Raw genomic sequence first — 2,500 nt, forward strand, 5'->3', positions numbered from 1 at the left:
GCCGCCGCCCCGGCGGGCGGCGTCGGGGACGCCGGCACCGGGGACGCCGCTGTCCGCCAGACGTGCTGCCCGGCGTCGGCCGTCGCTCCTGCTGCGGTCGTTGCGGTCGTCGTCGTTGCCGTGATTGCTGTCGTTGCTGTCGTTGCTGTCGTTGCTGTGATTGCTGCCGTTGCCGTTGCCGTTGCCGTCGTCGCAGGGCCGAGGGTCGCCGCCCGCGAAGGCGGGGCCGCGGGGAGCCGGTCGAGGAGTTGGCGGGCGGTGGGCCGGCGGTCGGGCCTCTTGTCGAGGGCCTTGGAGACGATCTTCCCGAGTCGGGCGGGCAAACCGTCGACCGCGGCGTTGTCGTGCAGGGTCCGCAGGAGCAGGGCCTCGAGCGGACCCTCCCCGAACGGCGGCCGCCCGCTGGCCGCGAACGACAGGGTCAGGGCCCAGGAGAAGATGTCGGCGGGCGGTCCGGGCATACCGGTCGTGGTGAGCAGTTCGGGTGCCATGTAGCCGACGCTGCCGAGGACCACGCCGGTGACCGTGACGGTGCCGGGCACCCCGGCGGCGATCCCAAAGTCGATCACCTTGGCGCCGTCCTCGGCCAGCATCACGTTGCCGGGCTTGAGGTCGCGATGCACCACACCGGCGCCGTGAATGGCGACCAGGGCCAACGCCAGCTCTACCGCGAGCGTCTGCAGCGCAGCAGCCGACAGCGGGCCGTTGCGCGCCACCTCGGCCGTCAGGGTCGGGCCCTCGATGTACTCGGTCGCCAGCCACGGAGTCTCCGCCTCCGGGGCGGCGTCCACCAGCCGCGCGACCCGGGGACTGTCGACCGCCGCGGCGGCCCGGACCTCCCGGCCGAACCGGCGCAGGAAGAGCTGGTCGCCGGCATGCTCGTCGCGCAGCACCTTCACCGCGCTGCGCCGGCCGGCGGCGTCCTCGCCGAGGTAGACCATCCCCATGCCGCCGCTGCCCAGGCGTGCGGTCAGCCGGTACGGCCCCACAGTCCGCGGATCGATGGCGCGCAACGGCCTCACCGGCATGGACCTCCTGCTCGTGGCCCATCGTCATCGATGAGCTGTCAGATCGCGGCGTGCTCGCGTGGGGCGTCGCCACGATGCCCACATTCCTGTCGACGCGCGCGAGCGACGTGCGCTCGCTGCCGCATCCTGCGTGCACGTCCCCAGCGATGCACTCACGTAATCCCACTATGTCCGACGCCTTGGCGAGGCCGTTCACAAGTTCGATCTGGGCCGCCGTGACGCCGCTCTCGGTTCGACGCCCGGCGGCGACGGCGAACCGGGCGGCGCGCGGGCCGCTCAGTCGGCGGCGCGCGGGCGGATGTTCCGCGGTGAGGCCGTTCGCCTCGGTCACCGTCCCCTCCATCGGCCGCGCGGGGCCGACTAGCAGACTGGGCAGGCATGAGTCCTCAGATGCGGCGCCTGTCCAAGCGCCCCCCCAGCGCTCGGGACGCCGGACCGGCCGTGACCACGCCGCCGCTGTTGCGGCTCGCAGGCATGAACCCATCGGTGCACCGGCAGGTCGGGATCAGCTACCGACGCCGCGTGGCGTTCGTCGACGAGGGTCTCGCGGACCTAATTCGCGCGTTGTGGGTGGCCGGCATCGATACGGACTACTCATGCCAGGGCGGGCTCAATCCGCTGTGGGGTCAGCAGGGGACGGCCGGCTATGTGGCCTTCGAAGACGCCTCGGCGGGCCGCCGCCTGTCCACCATGCTCCCGGCCGACCTGGCCGCGCGGTTGACCTGGGAGCGTCGGGTGGTGCGGTTCCAACCGGAGGAGATCTCGGGTCTGGTCGCCGCGCTCACCCTGGCCGGTCGCTGAACATCCGGCGCCGGTGTGATCCGCGAGAACGTGCTGGTCGTGCGGACGAGGTGGCCTGTAAGCCGGGTCCTGTGGCCGGGTCGCCTTGCGGCTCGCCGGTGGCGACCATCTCTCTCGGGCTGCCGTTGCCGGCAGCCTCCAGCGGTCTACCCGCAGACTCGGGCGGGCAGCCCTCGAACGCCTGCGCGGCTCGCGACCGGTTACGGCCGCGGGCCTTCTGACCTTGCTCCGGGCGGGGTTTACCGAGCCGCCCAGGTCACCCTGGGCGCTGGTGCGCTCTTACCGCACCGTTTCACCCTTACCGACGCCGTCTCCGGCACCGGCGGTCTGTTTTCTGTGGCACTGTCCCGCGGGTTGCCCCGGGTGGGTGTTACCCACCGCCCTGCCCTGTGGAGCCCGGACTTTCCTCGGCGGCACCGGCGTGAACCGGTGCCGACGCGGCCGCCCGGCCACCTCGTCCGCATCTTCAGCATAGGGCACGCGCCCGCCTAGAATCCCTGGGCACAGGGGACGTAGCTGGACGGCACGGGGCACGGCCGTCCGGGCGATCATGATGGATGGGGCAAAGATGGCGGGATCCGACCAGCCGGGCAAGAGGATCGACTACACCCGCCCTGCGAGCCCGCCACCGCCCGCCGGCGGCGCCGCGGTCCCGGCGCCGGGCGTGCCGC

At 72.7% G+C, this 2,500-nt stretch carries 2 protein-coding genes and 1 other RNA gene; 1 reads left to right on the forward strand and 2 read right to left on the reverse strand.

The genetic code is table 11. From position 1 onward, the window contains the following. The coding region (locus ND748_RS29930; protein WP_251749558.1) for a serine/threonine-protein kinase at window positions 1–1,028 on the reverse strand (1,028 nt) is incomplete at its 3' end. A gap of 441 nt (window positions 1,029–1,469) precedes the next feature. Here ND748_RS29930 and ND748_RS29935 point away from each other — a divergent pair. Continuing rightward, window positions 1,470–1,829, forward strand: a complete 360-nt coding sequence (locus ND748_RS29935; protein WP_251749560.1) for a hypothetical protein — start codon at window positions 1,470–1,472, stop codon at window positions 1,827–1,829. Window positions 1,830–1,871: 42 nt separating this feature from the next. Here the strand turns inward: ND748_RS29935 and rnpB are convergent. Further along, an RNA gene (gene rnpB, locus ND748_RS29940) (RNase P RNA component class A) lies at window positions 1,872–2,286 on the reverse strand. Window positions 2,287–2,500: the final 214 nt, after the last annotated feature.

This window comes from Frankia sp. AiPs1 (assembly GCF_023716945.1).
Taxonomy (GTDB): domain Bacteria; phylum Actinomycetota; class Actinomycetes; order Frankiales; family Frankiaceae; genus Frankia.